The following is an 18,493-nucleotide window of genomic DNA, read 5'->3' as shown; positions in this document are numbered from 1 at the left end:
GGTCGCACATCAGCCGCACGACGTCGAGGTCGTGCGAGACGAAGAACAGCGCAATGCCGTGCTTGCGGCGGAGCGCATCAATCAGCTTCAGGACGTTCGCCTGAACCGAGACGTCGAGCGAGGCCGTCGGTTCGTCGAGCACGAGCAGGCGCGGATCGGAAATCAGGGCGCGCGCGATCCCTGCCCGTGCCTGCTGACCGCCGGATAGCTGGTGCGGGCGGCGGCCGAGAAGCTCCGGCCCGATGCCGACCTCGCGCGCCACCGCCTCGACCCGCGCCATCGTCTCGCCCTTGAGGCTCAGGCTGCCACGGCCGAGCGCGATGTTGCGCGCCGTCGAAAAGGCCGGGTTCATGGCGTCGCCGGCAGTCTGGAAGACGAGCTGGATGGCGCGGCGCGCCGGATCACGGGCAAACCGGTTCGCCGGGACGGCGCCGACATCCCGCTCCTGAAAGCGGATCGTGCCATCGTCCGGATCGACGAGACGCACGACGAGGCGGGCAAGCGTCGACTTGCCGGATCCGCTCTCGCCGACGACGCCGAGACTTTCACCTTCGTCCACGTGAACGTCCACGCCATCGACGGCATGCAGCATGCGCCCCTTGCCCACCGGAAAGAGCTTGCGCAGCGCCGTTGCGTCGAGAAGGCGGGTCATCGCGGCACCCAGCAGGCGGTGCCGTGACGGCCGGCGTCGAAAACCATTTGCGGACCTTCATCACGGCAGCGGGCGATCACGCGGTCGCATCGGCCAGCGAAACGGCAGGCCGGAACGACCCCGTCGAGGTCCGGAAGACTTCCTGCTATCCCCTTGAGATCGCTGACTTCCGTCGCATCGGCCGGGGTCGCTCCAATCAGGGCAGCGGCGTAAGGGTGGCGCGGCGCGGCGAAGAGCGACTCGGTCGGCGCCTCCTCCACGATCTGCCCGGCATGCATGACCACGATGCGCTCGGCATAGGCGCGGGCGAGCGCCAGATCGTGGGTGATGAACAGCGTCGCCATGCGGCGCTCGCGGGCGTGGCCGAGCATCAGGTCGAGGATCGCGGCCTGTGTGGTGGTGTCGAGGCCGGTGGTCGGCTCGTCGGCAATCAGCAGCGATGGATTGCCGGCGAGCGCGATGGCGATCATGACGCGCTGGCACATGCCGCCGGAAAGCTCGCCGGGATAGGCGCGGGCGCGCATTTCCGGCTCGGGGATGCGTACATCGGCGAGCGCGCCGTGGACGGCTTCCGTGAGGCGCGCACCCGCCAGGCCACGATGCTCACGCAGCACGTCGGCGATCTGCCGACCGATGGTGCGCGAGGGATTGAGCGCGGCGCGCGGGTTCTGGAACACCACGCCGATTTCGCGCCCGCGCAGGCTCGCCCGGGCACGCGGACTGCCGCCGGCAAGGTCGACGCCGCCGAATTCCATGCGCGAGGCCGAAACACGCGCCGCCGGGGTCAGGATGCCGGCAATGGCATGGGCGAGCAGCGATTTGCCGGAGCCGCTCTCGCCAACCAGCGCCATGATCTCTCCAGGGGCGAGTTGAAAACTCACGCCCTTCACCACCGGCCGCGCACCGAAAGAAATCTCCAGATCATCGACTTCAAGAGCTGGCGTGCGTTCTGTGCTGGCTGTCATCTCAGATAACCTCCTTCGAGGTGGTGGACTTCGGATCCAGCTCATCGCGCAGAGCGTCGCCGAGGAAATTCACGCCAAGGAGCGCAACCGAGATGCAAAGCCCCGGCAGCAGCCCCAGCATCGGGTAGCGCATCAGATGCGCCTTTGCTTCCGCGAGAATATTGCCCCAGCTGGGCTCCGGTGGCGGTACGCCGAGGCCGAGGAAGCTCAGGGCGCTTTCTGCCAGCAGCACCCAGCCGAACATCATCGTGCTCAACACGATGAGCGGCGCAATGCAGTTCGGGAGCACATGCACGAGGAGTGTGTAGAAGCGCGAATTTCCCATGGTCGTCGAAGCCTCGACGAATTCCGACTGGCTGACGGAGAGCACGGAGCCGCGCACCACGCGTGTGACGGCGGGGAGATAGGCCACGGAAAGCGCCAGGATGACCCCGTAGCGATTCGGGCCGATGATTGCCATCAGCCCAAGCGCGATAAGCAGCCCCGGAAAAGCCATGAGGGCATCCAGAACAACGATGAGAAAACGGTCGAACCAACCGCGAAAATAGCCTGCGGCCGCACCAAGCAATGTCCCCAACACCACCGGGATCAACAGGGTGGAGAACCCGATGGAAACGGAAACCCACGCGCCACGCATGAGGCGTGACAGAATATCCCGACCAAACATATCGGTGCCAAGCGGATGTGAGAGGGAGCTTTGTGCAAAGCGGTTCAGCAGGTCGGACTTGAGCGGGTCATGGGGCGTATAGAAGCTGCCCAGCAGCGCCACAGCCAGAACGAGGCTCACGAGGACTGTTCCGGCCAGTCCGTTGGCTTTCCCCAAAATACGTTTCGCGAAGCTCATGAAAGACGCACCCTTGGGTCAAAGAAGGAATAGGCGATGTCGACGATGAGATTGGTCAGCACATAGACCGCGGCGATGAACAGGAGTGCTCCCTGCAGCACCGGATAATCGCGGGCGTAGATGGAATCGACCAGAAGCTTGCCGAGGCCGGGCAGCGTGAACACCGTCTCGGTCACCGCTGCGCCGGCCAGAAGACCGGCAAGCATCACGCCGACCATGGTGAGGGTCGGCGCGAATGCGTTCGGAAACACATGACGCCACAGGACCTTGCGCTCAGGCAGACCCTTGGCGCGGGCATGCGTTATGTAATCCCTGCCCATGATTTCAAGGCTTCCCGCACGCATCATGCGGGTGAGAACCGCGATCTCCGAAAGGGCCAGCGATGTGACCGGCAGGATGAGATAGACCATGCCTCGGCCCAGATCGTCGCTGATTGAAACGAAGCCGACGGTCGGAAGCCAGCCCAGTATCGCCCCGAACAGCACAAGAAGCATCAGCCCGACCCAGAAACTGGGCATGGAAAGCTTGAGGATGGTCAGGAAGACGATGGTGTAATCGGTCCGGCTGTTGTGGCGGTGCGCCGCGAGAAGGCCGGCAGGGATCGACACCAGAAGAGCCGATCCCATCGCCAGAAGAACGACTGTCGCCGTCACCCCGAAGCGCTGCCACAGGAGGCTGCCCACCTCCTGTCCCGTCATGATGGAGGTTCCCAGATTGCCGGAGAAAACCTCACGAAGCCAGACGACGAACTGCACCGGCACGGGCTTGTCGAGCCCCAACTGGCTGCGCATCTGCCGCAGGGTCGCCTCGTCATCGATGTTGCCGCCCAGCATCATCAATGCCGGGTCTCCGGGCAGCGCCCGAACCAGCGCGAAGATGATTACCGCCACGATCACGAATGTGGGGATGGACATCAGCACGCGCTTGAGCACGAAGGTGGGCATGGTTTTCTCCCTGACCCCTTGTCAGTCTTTCACTCTGAGCATCCAGCCGCGCAGCAGCCCCGCCCCCCAGTTTTCATACCCTTCGACCTTGCTCGACATGCCGGTGAAAAGGGTGCGGTGTCCAAGCCCGATCGCCGGGACCTCCTCGATGAAAGCCTGGTGCAGTCTGTCGATGATCGCCTGGAGCTCTTCCGGGTCGCCGGTCCGCAGGGATTCGTTCATCATCGCCACCGCTTCCGGGTTCTTCCATGCCTTGCGGTCGGCGTCTCCGGTGAACATCTCGAAGCTGAGCCCGGCGTGCAGGCGCGGCGAAAAGGTGAAGCTCTGCATCTGGTAGCCGGAGCCGTTGCGATAGGCTTCCAACTGGCTGCCCCACTCGACCACTTCGAGCTTCGCATTGATGCCGGCATCCATCATCATCGCCTGCGCCATCAATGCCCGCTCGTAGTAGGCGCCGTTGCGGCGGGTTGCAAGGATGGTGATTTCCTCTCCGCTGTAACCGGCTTCTTCAAGCAGCGCCTTGGCCTTCTCAACGTCATAGGTCAGATATTTGGCCTGCACGTCGGTGTAGTTGGCCGACATTGGGGGCACCGGCGATGGCGAGGCCTTGCCGAAGCCCTCGGTGATGGCTGCCATGATGCGTTGTGGATCGATCGCATGCGCCATGGCGCGGCGGATGCGAACATCCGACAGCACCGGGTCGTCGGAGTTGAGCAGGTAGGTGTCCCAAACGGCAGATTCGGCAGCGTCGACGCTGAAGTCCGGATTGCCTTTGAGTTCTGCCGCCGTCATGGCATCGATAGAGACCAGATCGAGATCGCCTGCGAGCAGTGCCGTCTTCGATACCGCGCCTTCACCGACGACTTCCCAGCGCAGAACGTCGACCGTGGCGTTCTTGCCACCACCATAGCCATCGGAGGCACCTTCGCGGCTGGCGTAGTCCTCGAAGCGGTTCAGTTCGACATAGCGTCCCGGAGCATGATCTCCCATCATGTAGGGACCGGTGCCGATCGGCTTGTTCCAGGTACCGTCGGCGTTGACGGAATCGGGATGGAGCACGGCCATCGAACCGCAGTCGAAACGAGCCATGGTCGCCAGAAACACGGCATAGGGTTCGGCAAGCGTGATGACGAAGGTGTCGTCCCCTTCTGCCTTGGCGGAGGTCACCTCGATATTGTTCTCACCATTGAAAAAGTTCTTGCAGTGGGACTCCGAAGCTTCCCCCGCGAGCCGGTTCCAGGACCATTCCACATCCTTGGCGGTCATCTCCTCGCCATTGTGAAACTTCACGCCTTTTCTGAGCTTGAACGTATATGTGCGGCCGTCTTCGGAAATCTCGTAGCTGTCGGCCAACATGGGAATGATGCTGAAGTCGTTCGCATAGGTCACGAGCCCTTCGATCATGTGGCCGTGGACGTCGTCCGTATTGCCGTCGCGCGTGACGCCCGGATTGGTGCCGCGAATGTCTGCGTTGAGCGACGTTTTCACCATGCTCTGGGCCATCGCCGGGGCGATGCCGCCAAGGCCGACCGCTGTTGCAAGGGCAATCAAGCGGGCTTTTCCTGCTCTTTGTTTCATCTGTCGTTCCCTCTTGTGTTGTTTATGGTTTTCGTTGTCACTGAAGCTGGTAGTGCTCCGTATTCCTGGAAGCGTAGGGCAGCTGGCGCACCCGCATTTCTCCCGCGCCGGCATCCATAAGGATCATTGCCACAGTGGCGGAGAGATAGGCGTTGGTTTCGCCTTCGTTGCCCTCCGGCGTGCGAATGATGCCGCGCGGTGAACCAAAGCGGTCGTCAAGCGCGTGTGCGAGCGTGTCCAGATCGTGCCGTTCCTCCGGCCCCTCAATGAGCTGACGCAGGCGTCGGTCACGAAAGAGAGTGTCTGCACCACGGGCAATGCCCCTGTCGCGCTCCCGAATCCGTGCTTGAGGCGTGACGAAATGGTTGGAGTGGGTCAGGCACGCTCCGTCGGGGGCCTGCCAGTAAATTTCGTCCGGAGTGGTTTCGAAGTTCAGGCAGTCGCCGCTGCGCGCGCAACTGATCGTCATGTTGTTGGAAACCGTTCGCGGCAGGCGATAAAGCTCGGTCAGGGCCTGGGAATAGCCGCCTGCCTCCAGAACGCGCCGCCGGATGACGGAGAGGGGAATCCCATAAGGGCGGGTTCCATCCTGCGCGCTGACGAGATTGTTTCCTGTTATGGCCACGCCCTGATCGTTGAACCCGGCCCGCGCGAGGCCTCCGGCTTCGACATAGGTGAGAATGTCCGGGTGCCGGTCTGAACGGATTTTCAAAACAACCGTGCTTTCGGCGCATTCCGGCAGCCAGTCCCAGTTCTGAACGTGCAGAAGGCGACCGTTTTCGGAGAGACCGGGGAGCACAACGGCAGCCGTGCATCCATCATCGAGTGAAGCGGTGTCCTTGGGAGCCTGCGCATGGAGATTGATGATCTCGCTCCGGCCATTGATGACCAGAACCTCTGCAAGTTGCACTCCCGCGCCCTCGGCTATGCCGCGCAGCTCTTCGACTGCGTCTGGAACCTGAACGGCGAGCGCTTCGCACAGACGCGCCGAGTAGCCAAGGACACTGTCCCAGCCGAGTTCGTGCTGCCGGAACAGATCCTGATAGACGGCGAGCCCATGGCGCAGTTGCACATCGGCCTGTCGTCCGTAGGAAAGGCCACGCTCGAAGGCCGGACCTTCGATCTCGACAAGCTTGGGAGCGGCCACCATCAGCGTGCACCCGGCGTTGACAGGCGGTCCCTGAGCACGTCGGTGAAGAAACGCTCCACATAGGGAAAAACGCCCATCATGTCGTGTGCGACACCTGGTGCCGTGTCGTACCAAACGTCAATACCGCGCGCATCCAGACTATCGCGCAGGGCGTACAGGCGGTGATTGCGATTGCGGCCGGCGCTGTTTGCACCGGGAATGTATTTGGGCGAATCTTCCGGAAAGGTGATTTCCCATTCCTCGGTGTCCAGCGCCCCGACCGACATATGCACCTTGACGTCTTTCAGGGCTGCGAGGTCGATTTCGCGCCCGAACACACTCCTGAAATTGCGAATACCCGGCCACCAGTCCATCGTTTCATCAAGAAGCGTCACCGACCCCGGTGCACCAATCGAGACAGCCTTGAGGCGCTCGGGATGCAGGTAGAGGAAGCGGTGGGTGAAATGGCCACCGCCGGAAAAGCCGAACAGCATGAATTTCCCGAAACGGCGGCTGATGAGTTCGCCGGCCTGCTCGACCATGGCGAGCAGAACCTCATCATACCGGATATCGCCCTCGACCATGTATTTGTAGCCGCCGGCTTCCATGTCGCCGCGCACGCCAACGGGAAACAGCGGGGCAAGAATCATACAGTTGTTGAAACGGCCAAAGCCCGAGAACGCGCCACGGTAAAGCGATTGCAGGCGCATCGTTCCGTGCACGGACACGAGAAGATCGAGCTCCCGTTCCGGCTCACTCCACGCGCTTTCAGGAACATAAAGCATGAACGAAAACCGCGGATCGCGCCGGCATGCGATGATTGTCGTCTCACCAGTCAAATACAACGCGCGGGATCGCTCCTGCGGACTGTCCTGCATCCGTGGCAGCATGTCGAAAGCCTCCTGACCTCAATTCGCGGAGACGTTAGCCGTCGTTGTTTTTGGTGTCAAAATAATTTTATAAATTGGCGCCAATTTTGAAGATGATATTGCTTCACCGATTTTTCCCGACTATGTTCGCCACAAAAGAAACGTGGGCCTGGCTAAACGATGGCGCGAAGACAAGACCAAGATGGCGAGAAGACCCGGCCTGACGAGATTTCCCAGCGCATTATGGTCGACATCAATGCCGGTGTTCTGCGCAGGGGAGAATGGCTGAAGCAGATCGATCTTGAGCGCCGCTACGACTGCACACGTATCAAGGTCCGCGATGCGCTGGCCTATCTGCACTCCAAGCGGCTGGTGGAACACATTCCCAATCGTGGCTATCGTGTACCAGAGCCGGACGCAGCCCGCGAAAGTGAGATCGGCGAGGTTCGCGCCCTGCTTGAAGCTCATGCGGCGGCCGATGTGATCGATGAGGCAAGCGACGGCGATGTCGCCCGCCTGCACGACCTGGCCGAGGCCTTCCGCCAGGCCGCATTCAACGGCACCTCGTTTTCGCAGATTGAGGCCAATTACGCGTTTCACGCAGTTCTCTACAGCTTCTGTCGCAATGCAGTGTTGCGTGAATTGATGCTGGATATGCGTCAGCAGGGCCCGGCCGCCCCCGTGGGGCAATGGCAGACGCTTGCCCAGTTGCAGCGCGCGACACAGGATCATTTTGACATAGTCGATGCGATCGAGCAGCGGGATCTGAATCTGCTGCGCCGCCGCATCAAGGCCCATATCTTCGGTGAGCAGCGGCAGGAAGAGAAACACGATGACGCTTGATCCGGCACTCCGCCGCATGCTCGATCGCTCTCAAGCGACGGGCGGGCCTCCGCTCCAGGAGATGGGTTTGGGCGACGCGCGCTCAGCCATGCGCGCCATGTTTCGCAACAATGGCTATCCGATCTGCCATGAGGTCGATGTGGTCCATGTTCCGGCAGCGGACTGCCTGGGCACTTTCGATGTCCATCTATACCGACCGGAAGGCGCCGAGGAAGCGCAGCCGGCGGTGGTCTATTTTCACGGCGGTGGCTTCGTACTCGGCGACGCGGAAACCTACGACACGCATTCACGCGCGCTGGCATATCTCACACAGGCGACGGTGGTTTTCATCGGCTATCGATTGGCCCCCGAACATCGGTTTCCGGCAGCTGTCGAGGATGCTGCGCGTGCTATGGACTGGCTGGCGGAACACGGTGCTTCTCTCGGACTCGATCTACAAAAAATGGTTCTGATGGGGGAAAGTGCCGGCGGCAACCTGACTGTGAATGCGGCATTGCATGCGTGCAGATCCGGCTGCATCTCACCACGCAGCCTCATATTGATCTATCCCGTCACCGACATGCGCCCATTTACGGAGGCGGATCCGATTTACCCGTCTGTAGAGACATATGCGGAAGGAATGAATCTGGACGCGGACGAGATGAGATGGTTCTGCAACACATATTTGAAGGCGCCTGATGAAGGCGAGCTACCTGAGAATACGCTCTTTTTCCAGTCGGATCTGGATTTGCTGCCGCCCACACGGATTTACAACGCTGAATGCGATCCGCTGCGCGATATGGGGCTTGCCTTCGCTTCACGCCTTATTGAAGCCGGTGTGGACGCTCGCGCGGAATGCCTGCCGGGCATGCTGCACAGTTTTATGTGCCACGGTGGAGTGTCTTCCCGCGCGTTGAGGCATTTCTTTCGCATCGTGGAAGATGCCTCCGAGTCGCTGGCGTAATCCAACCTACGGCGGTACGGCGGCGCCATGTCTTCACAAACCCGCTTGAGGAGATCGTCCATGCCGGAGCAAAAATGCATGGAGCACGGGACGAGATCGATTTTCTGGGTGGCGATCCGGTGTTGAAGAACCATAGGGGCGGCAGACACCGCAAGGTCGATCGTTGGACCGGAAGCCGTCGATGCCAACTGTGCACCGACTCTCGCAAGCGAGGACTTCACGTTCATGCTCAATGAGATCCCCGGCGCCTAAATCTTCATCGGGATTGACGATACCGCCTCTCTGCATAACTCAGCTTACGACTTCAACGATACAGCAATACCTTATGGCTGCGCCTTTCTGGCTCTGTTGTCAGAGAACGCGCTGTTCGGGATGAGATAACGGGGAGTTCTGTCATGTCTGGATTGCGCCCGTTTGGCAGTATGATTTTGTGAGATGTTGAAGCGCAGCGCCAACATCATGTGCGTTGCGGCGCCGAATTTTTCGCCGTGCGCTCGCGCGCAGCGGCGAATGGCCAAACGGCTACACGAAACTCGGCGTTATTCAGTGGCCACCGCCGAGGGACACAAGCCTTCGGCTTGCAACAGGCCGTGTCCGAAAACGGGATCCCGGCCTTCCGCACCAAGGTCCAGCGCACTTTCGGCAAGAATCGCCCGCACCGCCTTGTGGTCCAGATCCCGAGACTGCCGTTTCAGCATTGCCGCGGCGGCGGTCACGAAAGGCGTCGCAAAGGATGTGCCGGTCTTGGGCCGGGCGCCCGAAATCGAGGCAGCCGTCCAGACCCTGACGCCCGGAGCCGCAAAATCGATGTGCTCGCCCTGCCCCGCACGCCTGTAGATGCGCTTGGAACGGTCTACCGCCGTCACGGCGATAACCGCATCATAGGCGGCCGGATAGACCGGCGCGGCGCGGGGACCATTGTTGCCGGCAGATGCGACAATGATGGTGCCGACCTCCGCCGCTTCATTGACGATCCGCTCCACCACCGCATTGGCGCTGCCGCCAAGACTGAGATTGAGAACGGAGACCTCCCGGCGCAGTACGGCATCGATGGCCGCAATGAGATGATAGGCGTCGGCGCGCTCGTCTCCCGATTGGCGGTAGAAAGGGTCTGCGGCGACAAGCTTCGTGTCGTGAAGAAGCCCCGGCGACCGGCTTTCACCAGAGCCGATCAGGATCGCGGCCACGGCGGTGCCGTGCTGCCTCCCCGACCGCGTCCGGTCGGGCGTGGCCAGATCGACAAACTCGATGTCCCCACCGTCGAAAGTGGTGTGATCCGGGTTGATGCCCGTATCGACGATGCCGACGCGCACGGGCGCGAGGCACGCCGCATGCCCCTGCTCCGGCATGGACCAGCCGACCAGCGCACGGTCGGCACAATGCGGCCCCGCACACGCGAAGGCCTCTTCGGGTTCCGAATTGCCGCGCGAGGATGGGCGGTAGTAATGATTGAAATCCAGCAACGCATCCGGCTTCAGGGCGCGAACTGCATCTCGCGCGGTTTCAAGCGTCTGGCTGGCGGGTATCCGCAAGCGGTAAAGCGTCGTGGCGAACGATATCAGATCGACCTGTTCCAGAACGGCGAAACCATCGTCGACAAGTGCCTGGATATCGTCTGCATCCAGATCGATGGCTATGACTTCCAAGTCCGCATGAATGGCGGGAGGCGGCGCGGGTGGCACCACACGGCGCACGGACTTCTTTCTGCTGCGGCGCGGTGCGCGCTTCTTGGGGCTCAACCGCTTTTTCAAAGCATCGAACAATGGCGTCCGACCGGGCGTCAACCGCTGAGAGGAGCCGGAAGAGCCACCCGACGAGATCGATCCGCCGCCAAAGCCGCCACCTCGACCATCGTCGTCGTCGTCATCATCATCGTCGTCGTCATCCGCGAAGGCGTGGCTTGCTGGAGCGTCGGCAAGAACCGGCGCAACAACGACCGAAAAGCCAAGCCCTACGACGAAGAGGAGATGCAGAAAGAAACGACAGGCGTGATTTGTGTTCATGAAGCCTTCCATTCGACGCCTCATTAGCATTTTTTTGAGTGTGAGCGAATAAACGGGCGAACCGAACGTTTATTCCCCACAGTTCACCAAGAAGGCACCCGGAACTGAGCATGAAATCCAGCTTTGCGGATGATATCGTCGACCTGCTGCCCAATCTGCGCCGTTATGCGTTTGTGCTGTGCCGTTCGCTCGATCTGGCCGACGACCTGGTGCAGCAGACCTGCGAGAAGGCCTTCGCCAGCCGTGGCAGCTATGCGCAGGGCACCAATCTCTCCGCATGGCTGCTTCGTATCATGCGCAACGCCTGGATCGACCGCGTGCGACGCGACAAGACACGCGGAGAAAGTGTGGACATTGTCGACCGGCCGGATGCGATCTTCACGGATGGCGCACACGACACCGAGAACCATTTGTTGCTTGGAAACGTTGCGAATGCGCTTCAGGAGCTTCCCGAGGATCAACGAGAGATCATCATGATGATCTGCGTTGAAGAGCTTTCCTACAAGGAGGCCGCTTCCACACTGGGCATTCCGATAGGCACTGTCATGAGCCGGCTCGCCCGTGCGCGAACCAGCCTCGCCGGCAAACTCGATCTAAACTGACAAGGGCGCCACGACCTTGCGCGACAGGACCCAATACGATGCATGAAGAAAAATTCACCGACGAAGTTCTGATGGCCTACGCGGATGGCGAGCTCGATGCGAAGACGCGCCGTCAGGTGGAGGACGCCATCGGTAAAGACAGCGCGCTCGCAAGCCGCGTCGAGACTTTCATGAAGACACGCGCCCTGCTGGCGGGAACGTTCGGAACGGCGAAGGTTTCCGTGCCGGACAACCTTGAGGCGCGCGTGCGGCAGATGGCGGGCGCGCAAGGCGGGGATGACGACACCGTTGTCCCCTTCGCTCCCCGGTCCACCCCGCCGAAAACGGGATTTGCACAAAGCTTCGCCTTGCCCATCGCCGCGTCGCTGGCGCTGGTTGCAGGTGGTCTGCTCGGCTACATGGCGGCGGGCCAGCCTTCGGGCATGGATGTCGCTGGCCTGGCCAATCACCAGATCGTTGAGGCCTTGAATGCCTCGGTCTCCGGAGAAACCAGAGAGTTTGGCGCAGATGGCCGTTTCGAGGCGATCGCGACCTATCGCGACGGCACGAACGCCCTGTGCCGGGAGTTCGAGGTTCGCACAGGTGGCGCATCGCATGTGGCGGTCGCATGCCGCAACGAGGAGAACTGGCAACTCCGGTTCGCCACCGCGCAGACGGATGCCGGTGGCGACTTCGTCCCCGCCTCGTCGCTCGAAGCGCTGGACGCCTTTCTGGCGGCCACGAAGGCCGGGGAGCCGCTCACGGCTGAAGAAGAGCGCAACGCTCTTTCCAGCCTGCGCTGATCCAGCCTGGCGGACTAAGCCGTGGCCGTCTCAACCCGGAGCGGTAGCACGTCACGCGGCAAAGTGAAGCTTTATACGGGCTCCCGCGCCAGACTGAAACGACAATGAAAAACTCCCTTCAGAGAGAATCCGGGGGGAGTTTTTCATATGGGGCAAGGGATGCGCGCCCCGGCACAAAATAAAATCGCGGCCGATGGAATAGATCCATTTCCCTCACGTTTTCCGACACAAGAGACGGCTTTCTGACAGTTTTACGACAGTTTTCTGACAGTCGCCGTGCCCAAAAAATGAGGAAAACAATGCTGGAAACGTTCGCATTCGGTGACACCCCAATCCGCTTTGGTATCGACGTCGTGGCGATGACGCTGCTCGTCTTCGGTCTTTACTACCGGCGCTACCACGACAAGGAGCTGGTGACGGCGGCATCGCTCTTCAACATTTTCGCTTTCGGCGTTCTTTCCATTCTTTCAGCGGTTGAATTCTCACTGGCCGCCGGCTTCGGACTCTTCGCGATCCTGGCGCTCTTCACCCTGCGTTCGGAGCAGATCTCGAAGGTGGAAATCACCTATTTCTTCGGCTCCGTTGCCATCGCCGTAATCTGCGCCATTCCGGGCACCCCGCTGACCATCGTGCTGGCCGTCGTCGCTCTCGTGCTTCTGGGCGCCTACATCCTCGATCACCCGGCCATCCTGCGCTCGTCCGACGGTGTGAAGATCACGCTCGACAAGATCGATCACGAAGCGCTTTCACAGCCCGAGAAGATGCGCCGCGACCTCTCCGAACGCCTTGGCGTGGACGTGATGTCCTATCAGATCACCGCACTCGACTACATCAACGACATGGCCCGGATGAACGTGTTCTTCCGCAAGCCCCGGCACTGATCTGCCGGGAAGGAGACACTCCAATGGATCACTCCATCGCAAACGAACTGACCGGCTTCCGCCCGATCTCGCTTGAGGGACTGAACGGCAAGGCCGCCATGCTGGAGCGGCTGGACAACAAGTACATCGTTCCGGCCAACCGGCTCCGCCCGGCACTGCATGCCTTCTCGGACCTGTTCGACGTGCTTGAAATCGATGGCATTCGCGCCTTCACCTATGCCACGCGTTATTATGACGATGACGACCTGCGCAGCTATTACGACCACCATCAGGGACGGCGCAAACGCTGCAAGGTTCGGGTGCGCGACTATGTGGATACGGGCCTCAGCTATCTGGAGGTGAAACTCAAGAGCAAAAGGCAGATCACGGTCAAGAAACGCCTGAAGCTCCCAGAGCCCGGCGCCGGCCTCGATCGCTCCGGCGAGGCGTTCATCGATACATGCCATCGCGAAATCTATGACAGCCCCTTCGAACGGCCTTTGGCTCCGGTGATCGAGCTGCAGTACATGCGCATCACGCTGGTTGCCAAGGAGGGCGGCGAGCGCATGACGATCGACACGCAACTCTCGTTCCGAGCAGGCGATGTGAGCCGCCTCGTGCGCCCCGACATCTCCATCGTGGAAACGAAATCGGCACGCGGCAACGGCATCGCCGACACGATTTTCCGAGAGTTGCATGTCCACCCCACAAAACGCTGCTCGAAATATTGCGTGGGCATGGCCGCGACAGGCCAGGTGAGACGGCACAACCGTTTCCTGCCCGCACTGCGCCGCCTGCAACTTTTGGAAGGCCGGGCCCTGAGCCCCGCCTGAGCCTCATCTCTGCCATCGAAAGGAGAGGACCATGCGTACGCATGTCAGCCCCGCTTTGCCTGAAACCGGCTATGTGGCGAACTTCGCCAGAGCCGGGTCGGACATCAGGAGCCTCGCACCGTTTCTCGGACGCCTTTTCATCGCCCTGTCCTTCGTCGTTGCGGCGATGGCCTACGCGCTGATCCGAACCCAGAATGGCGGCAATCCGGAATTCGCCCTCTGGATCGCCACGGCCGCCGGTTTCGGCGCATACATGGCGCTCAACATCGGTGCAAACGACGTTGCCAACAACATCGGGCCGGTGGTCGGCGCCCGCGTGATTCCGCTTACCGGGGCGCTGGTTATGGCGGCGGTGTTCGAATTCGGCGGCGCGCTCATCGCCGGCGGGTCGGTCATCAGTACCGTGCGCGGCGGCATCGTGATACCGGAGGCGCTCGCAGACCGGAACGTCTATGTCTGGGTCATGATGGCAGCGCTTCTGGCCGCCGCCCTGTGGCTGAACCTCGCCACGGTTTTCGGCGCACCCGTTTCCACGACCCATTCCATCGTCGGTGGCGTAATGGGCGGCGGCATAGCGGCGGCCGGCCTCTCCGCCGTAGACTGGTCGGTGATGGCCAACATCGCCGCAAGCTGGATCATCTCTCCGCTTCTGGGCGGCCTGTTTGCAGCCCTCTTTCTCTATGCCATCAAGCGCTTCGTGACCTATGAGCCGCAGGTGCTGAAAGCCGCGCAGAGAGTGGTCCCGCTTCTTGTGGCTGCCATGAGCTGGTCGTTCGGCACCTATCTGATCCTCAAGGGGTTCAAGAAGGTCTGGGCCGCAAGCCTCCTGGAAGCGACCATGGCGAGCGCGCTCATCGCCCTTGTCGCATGGGGCGCGGCCCGCGCGCTGATCGCACGCCGCGTGCCGAAACTTCAAAACGACAAATCGGCCGTGAACCAGCTTCTCGCCCTGCCGCTCATCTTTTCCGCAGCGCTGCTGAGCTTCGCGCACGGCTCCAACGACGTGGCCAACGCCATCGGACCGCTGGCCGGCATCTATGACGTGCTGACCAATACCGCCATGCAGGAAAAGGCCGTCATCCCGCTCTGGGTCATGGGGCTGGGCGCTGCCGGGCTTGCCATCGGTCTCCTGCTGTTCGGTCCCCGCGTCATCCGGACGGTGGGTGCGGAGCTGACGCGGCTGGACGCGATGCGCGCCTACTGCATCGCAATGGCCGCCACGATCACCGTAATCGCGGCCAGCCAGCTCGGCCTGCCGGTCTCCACCACCCATGTGACGGTGGGAGCCGTGCTTGGCGTGGGCTTTCTGCGGGAAATGCTCAAGCGGCGCTATGCGCGGATCGTGAGCGACATCCGCACCCTGCATGCCGGTCGCGACGAGGCGGAATGCATAGCCTTCATCGCCCGCCTTCAAGCAACCCCCTTCGCGCAACGCAAGGCCATGATCGAGCGACTGCGAACGGTGCATGCAAAGAATCTGCCTGACTCCGGCATGTGCAGCAGCACTGCGACACGCGGACGGGGAGACGCTCTCGTGAACAGAACCTTGATGACCAAGGTTCTGTCGGCGTGGATCATCACCGTTCCACTGACGGCGCTCATCTCGGCCGTGATCTACTTCACCCTTCGCGGCATCATGCTCTGAGGCGGAAGCATCGCTGCCAGAAACAAGGTTAGAACCATGCGAACCATTCTTTTGACATCCCTCCTCGCCCTTGCCACGACGCTGACGGGCAATGCCGAGCCAATGACAGCCCGCGTTCTCGATCATCGGATTATACACGGCATCGACGTGAACGGCGAAACGATGGCCGAACTTTCCGGCCTCGCCTATGACGCGAAAAACCGCAGCATTTACGCGGTTTCCGACCGGGCAACGCTCTTCAGCTTGGCCTTTTCCACCGATGGCAGGGTGATAACCGCTCTTGAGCCAAAGGCCGCGTTCAAACTGACCGACGTACACGGCAATGCGCTCGTCGATCAGGGGTTTGGTCCGGAAGCACTGATGCTTCAACACGATGAAACGGGCGAATTGAACTTCGCGATCCTGAGCGAAAGCGGCCCACGGGCCGCCCTTTTCGATCATAACGGCGGGTGGCTGGAAGACATCGACTTGCCACCGGCTGTGCGCGACAGCTCACGGCAGGCAGGCAAGAACCGCGGTTTGGAATCCATTGCACGCGACCCCGCACTCGGACTTGTGACGCTCCCAGAGGAACCCTTCGAGCCAGCGCCGCGCACTGCCCACACGCTTTACGCGGAGAATGGCCAAACGTTTTCCTGGTCGAGTGATGACATTGGCGCTTCACGGGTAAAGGCGATGACGACCCTGACGGATGGCAAGCTCCTAGTGCTCGAGCGCGTCAAGCAAGGCAAGGCCCTCATCCCCTATCTGCGCCTGGTCGATCTGGAGGCCTGCACGACCGAATTCGCTTGCAAAACCCATGCTACACGGGTCGATGTGCCCGGCATAGACGATGCGGATTTCGAAGGCCTTGTCGCAGTTGCACCGTCGCTCTTTTTCCTTGTGAGCGACGACAAGATCAGAAAAAAACAACGCTCAGTGTTTGCGTTGGTTGAACTGAAATTCTCAGAAACACCGTAAACGCAAAGGCTTTGTCGCAATCGCGCCAAGGATTATACATCGAGCGGACATTGCCAATGTTGTTCTGGTTTGGTTGAGAAAGGCAAGCCCGGCACCGGTCAGGCCGCGATCTCGGCAGCATAGGTGTTCCAGAGGTCGAACGCATCGGCCCTGGCGTGGTGGTATGAGGTAGTGGAAAGTCGAGAGCGGTTTGGTCTCAATCGGATCGGCGGTCCAGACACAATCCGTCCACACCGCCTAGCGTTTTCCTAGCCCACATTGAGTTTGTCGTCGGCGTTGAGGCCGCTTCCGGGCCACCCGGTTTTGAAATAGAAGAGGCGAAAGCCAACGTGCGGAATCTCACACCGCGACGGATAAAGAGTGTGCCTCAGTCCGGCGCATCCAACACCGGCCCTAGAGGAGAATAGTTGAACAATTCCAACCGCATAGATCCCGAGTCCGCAGGTCGTTCGGCGAGGACGGTGAGACTCGCAGGCCCAACCGGGATGATGCACCTGGGGGACAGGTCCACGAGTCTTTCGAGTAGCGCCCGAATTACGCCACCATGGCACACCACCAGCAAACGCTCGCTCGTGTTGAGGGCGTCCATGACACAAGCACTCGTGCGGCTGACAAAGTCGTTCCAATGCTCTCCTCCGTCAGGCGTGAAAGTTCCCGAGCGCCAACCCTGATACCCGACAGCATTCTCATCTCGAATATCGGCGATCGGACGACCGGTCCAGGCACCGACATCGATCTCTCGAAGCGCAGGGTTCGGCAACGGGGTTTTGATCCCGAGGAGCTTGGCCGTTTCCACCGCCCGCTTGAGATCCGACGTTATCGACGCATCCGGGTTGAGCGCTTCCACTGTGGTTCGAAGCGCGCGCGCCTGCTGGCGCCCTCTTTCGGAAAGGTCGATATCGGCTTGGCCTTGCAGCTTTCGGCTCGCGTTCCACTCCGATTCCCCATGTCGGACGATCATCAGCCGCTTCATGCCAGGCGCTCCCCCTTGAGTGAAAAGAGAGCCGCCGGAGCTTCGGGCAATGAGAAATAAACCGGATCGCCAGGGTAAAATTTGGGTGCCTCGTCCACGACCGCCGTCAAGCGCAGGTCGTCGCGCGTTCCTGTCACCATCATGCGTCCGGCAACCGGGCTGGCCTCCGCGAACTCCATCGCAATGCTGCGGGGGCCCGGCTTATCGTACACTGTGAGGTCTTCAGGCCGGAACATGGCCAATGCGGGACCTTCGAGTGAGAACGTTGCGACCATCGGCTCGCCCGCCAGTATCATCTTCGAACCGTGTGGTGAGGCTGGAATCAGATTGGCTGGTGGCGTGCCGACGAAGGTGGCCACAAAAGCGGTTCTTGGCTGGGCGACCAGATCTCCAGGCGCGCCGAATTGCTCCACTTCGCCGTCCTTGAGCACGGCAACGTGGCTGGCCATGGTCATCGCTTCAACCTGATCGTGGGTGACATAGATTGATGTGGCACCCGTCGCGCGATGAACACGCAGGAGTTCGGTGCGCATTTCAACCCGAAGCTTGGCATCGAGGTTGGACAGAGGCTCGTCAAAAAGCAGAACTTTCGGTTTGGGCGCTATCATGCGCGCAATGGCCACGCGCTGTTGCTGACCACCCGAGATTTCGTTGGGATAGCGATCAGCGAGCGCATCGATGCCCAGAAGGGATAGCACTTCGGTCACGCGTGCCTTGCGCTCAAAGGCCGCCATCCTGGCCACTGTGAGTGGCCACTCGACGTTTCCGGCAACAGTCATGTGCGGCCAGAGCGCATAGGACTGGAAGACCAGGCCCGTGTCGCGCTTGGCCGGTTCGATTGTCCAGCCGCGCTCCCCGTCAGACACCGTCTTGTCGCCAAAGGAAATTGTGCCACGACTTGGCTTCTCAAGGCCTGCCAGCATACGCAACATCGTGGACTTGCCGCATCCCGATGGCCCGACGAGAACCAGAAACGCTCCTTCCGGCACCGCAAGACTGATCGATTTGACCGCATCGAAATTGCCGAAGGATTTTGTGAGATTGGAAAGACTGATCATGGCAAACGGC

Annotated in this window: 18 protein-coding genes and 1 pseudogene; 8 read left to right on the top strand and 11 right to left on the bottom strand. The window is 61.0% G+C overall.

The annotated features are described in order from the left end of the window. The 7 genes from QZ638_RS06905 to QZ638_RS06875 all read right to left on the bottom strand — a co-directional run. On the bottom strand, positions 1–652 hold a 652-nt coding region (locus QZ638_RS06905), incomplete at its 3' end, for a dipeptide/oligopeptide/nickel ABC transporter ATP-binding protein (protein WP_295808299.1). Next, entirely contained in the window at positions 649–1,617 is a 969-nt protein-coding gene (locus QZ638_RS06900) for an ABC transporter ATP-binding protein (protein ID WP_295808298.1), read from the bottom strand. The genes QZ638_RS06905 and QZ638_RS06900, both read right to left, overlap by 4 nt. A 1-nt stretch (position 1,618) precedes the next feature. Continuing rightward, the gene (locus QZ638_RS06895) at positions 1,619–2,461 is read right to left on the bottom strand and encodes an ABC transporter permease (RefSeq protein WP_295808297.1); all 843 of its coding nucleotides are present in this window, start codon (positions 2,459–2,461) and stop codon (positions 1,619–1,621) included. Next, positions 2,458–3,405 carry an ABC transporter permease gene (locus QZ638_RS06890; RefSeq protein ID WP_295808295.1) on the bottom strand — a complete coding sequence of 316 codons (948 nt, stop codon included), beginning with the start codon at positions 3,403–3,405 and terminating at the stop codon, positions 2,458–2,460. Before QZ638_RS06890 ends, QZ638_RS06895 begins: the two co-directional genes overlap by 4 nt. Before the next feature lie 21 nt (positions 3,406–3,426). Further along, on the bottom strand, positions 3,427–4,956 hold the full coding sequence (locus QZ638_RS06885; RefSeq protein WP_295808294.1) for an ABC transporter substrate-binding protein: 1,530 nt from the start codon (positions 4,954–4,956) through the stop codon (positions 3,427–3,429). 64 nt (positions 4,957–5,020) lie between these two features. Continuing rightward, positions 5,021–6,133 (bottom strand): C45 family peptidase, encoded by a 1,113-nt coding sequence (locus tag QZ638_RS06880; RefSeq protein WP_295808293.1) that lies wholly within the window; start codon positions 6,131–6,133, stop codon positions 5,021–5,023. After that, entirely contained in the window at positions 6,133–7,002 is an 870-nt protein-coding gene (locus tag QZ638_RS06875) for an alpha/beta hydrolase (protein WP_295808291.1), read from the bottom strand. Before QZ638_RS06875 ends, QZ638_RS06880 begins: the two co-directional genes overlap by 1 nt. Positions 7,003–7,161: 159 nt before the next feature. On the opposite strand from QZ638_RS06875, the gene QZ638_RS06870 reads away from it, so the two are divergent. Together QZ638_RS06870 and QZ638_RS06865 are read left to right on the top strand one after the other, a co-directional pair. Continuing rightward, the gene (locus QZ638_RS06870) at positions 7,162–7,824 is read left to right on the top strand and encodes a GntR family transcriptional regulator (protein ID WP_295808290.1); all 663 of its coding nucleotides are present in this window, start codon (positions 7,162–7,164) and stop codon (positions 7,822–7,824) included. Next, on the top strand, positions 7,814–8,767 hold the full coding sequence (locus QZ638_RS06865) for an alpha/beta hydrolase (protein WP_295808287.1): 954 nt from the start codon (positions 7,814–7,816) through the stop codon (positions 8,765–8,767). Before QZ638_RS06870 ends, QZ638_RS06865 begins: the two co-directional genes overlap by 11 nt. 539 nt (positions 8,768–9,306) lie before the next feature. Here the strand turns inward: QZ638_RS06865 and QZ638_RS06860 are convergent. Further along, positions 9,307–10,770: a S8 family serine peptidase gene (locus tag QZ638_RS06860; RefSeq protein ID WP_295808285.1), complete on the bottom strand. Its 1,464-nt coding sequence runs from the start codon at positions 10,768–10,770 to the stop codon at positions 9,307–9,309. Positions 10,771–10,880: 110 nt separating this feature from the next. On the opposite strand from QZ638_RS06860, the gene QZ638_RS06855 reads away from it, so the two are divergent. From QZ638_RS06855 to QZ638_RS06830, 6 genes are all read left to right on the top strand, one after another. Further along, entirely contained in the window at positions 10,881–11,372 is a 492-nt protein-coding gene (locus QZ638_RS06855; RefSeq protein WP_295808284.1) for an RNA polymerase sigma factor, read from the top strand. A gap of 38 nt (positions 11,373–11,410) precedes the next feature. Then, positions 11,411–12,154: an anti-sigma factor gene (locus QZ638_RS06850; RefSeq protein ID WP_295808283.1), complete on the top strand. Its 744-nt coding sequence runs from the start codon at positions 11,411–11,413 to the stop codon at positions 12,152–12,154. 299 nt (positions 12,155–12,453) lie between these two features. Further along, positions 12,454–13,035, top strand: coding sequence for a DUF4956 domain-containing protein (locus QZ638_RS06845; RefSeq protein ID WP_295808281.1), 582 nt, complete (start codon positions 12,454–12,456; stop codon positions 13,033–13,035). A 23-nt stretch (positions 13,036–13,058) separates the two neighbouring features. Then, positions 13,059–13,847 (top strand): polyphosphate polymerase domain-containing protein, encoded by a 789-nt coding sequence (locus QZ638_RS06840; RefSeq protein ID WP_295808280.1) that lies wholly within the window; start codon positions 13,059–13,061, stop codon positions 13,845–13,847. A 31-nt stretch (positions 13,848–13,878) separates the two neighbouring features. Further along, on the top strand, positions 13,879–15,492 hold the full coding sequence (locus QZ638_RS06835) for an inorganic phosphate transporter (RefSeq protein WP_295808279.1): 1,614 nt from the start codon (positions 13,879–13,881) through the stop codon (positions 15,490–15,492). Between the two features lie 36 nt (positions 15,493–15,528). Beyond that, positions 15,529–16,452, top strand: coding sequence for an esterase-like activity of phytase family protein (locus QZ638_RS06830; protein ID WP_295808278.1), 924 nt, complete (start codon positions 15,529–15,531; stop codon positions 16,450–16,452). Positions 16,453–16,550: 98 nt separating this feature from the next. Here QZ638_RS06830 and QZ638_RS06825 read toward each other — a convergent pair. The 3 genes and pseudogenes from QZ638_RS06825 to QZ638_RS06815 all read right to left on the bottom strand — a co-directional run. Beyond that, positions 16,551–16,649, bottom strand: a pseudogene (locus QZ638_RS06825) (IS6 family transposase); the annotation flags it as partial. 170 nt (positions 16,650–16,819) lie between these two features. After that, the gene (locus QZ638_RS06820; RefSeq protein WP_295808276.1) at positions 16,820–17,425 is read right to left on the bottom strand and encodes a histidine phosphatase family protein; all 606 of its coding nucleotides are present in this window, start codon (positions 17,423–17,425) and stop codon (positions 16,820–16,822) included. Further along, positions 17,422–18,483 (bottom strand): ABC transporter ATP-binding protein, encoded by a 1,062-nt coding sequence (locus QZ638_RS06815; RefSeq protein ID WP_295808274.1) that lies wholly within the window; start codon positions 18,481–18,483, stop codon positions 17,422–17,424. Before QZ638_RS06815 ends, QZ638_RS06820 begins: the two co-directional genes overlap by 4 nt. Positions 18,484–18,493: the final 10 nt, after the last annotated feature.

Source organism: uncultured Nitratireductor sp. (genome assembly GCF_913053745.1).
Classification (GTDB): domain Bacteria; phylum Pseudomonadota; class Alphaproteobacteria; order Rhizobiales; family Rhizobiaceae; genus Nitratireductor.
The sequence above is the reverse complement of the archived record's forward strand: the minus strand, read 5'-3'. Positions and strand labels throughout refer to the sequence as shown.